The sequence below is a fragment of the Fictibacillus nanhaiensis genome, assembly GCF_023715445.1.
GTDB lineage: Bacteria > Bacillota > Bacilli > Bacillales > Fictibacillaceae > Fictibacillus > Fictibacillus nanhaiensis_D.
Genome location: NZ_JAMBOD010000059.1, coordinates 1 through 270, shown reverse-complemented (window position 1 = coordinate 270; position 270 = coordinate 1). Strand labels below are relative to the sequence as shown.

Annotated in this window: 1 tRNA gene; it reads right to left on the bottom strand. The window is 44.1% G+C overall.

Features of this window, described 5'->3' with window-relative positions:
- Positions 1-158: 158 nt before the first annotated feature.
- Positions 159-234: transfer RNA gene (locus tag M3196_RS21845), tRNA-Ala, on the bottom strand.
- Positions 235-270 lie beyond the last annotated feature (36 nt).

Sequence of the window (270 nt, the reverse complement as noted above, 5' to 3'; positions counted from 1 at the left end):
GCCTCGAACTTCTCGCATCTCGTAACTTAATGATGCATACACATCAAGATTGTTGCTTTGGCGCAGATTAGATAATTCTATCTGCCTTGCATTTGTTTGGATGTCGATATCTAGTTTTCAAAGAACAATTTAAAAATGCATCATCGTAAGATGTGCAATGGTGGAGCTTAGCGGGATCGAACCGCTGACCTCCTGCGTGCAAGGCAGGCGCTCTCCCAGCTGAGCTAAAGCCCCATATTCTAGGATTATTAAAATGGAAATGGTGGGCCT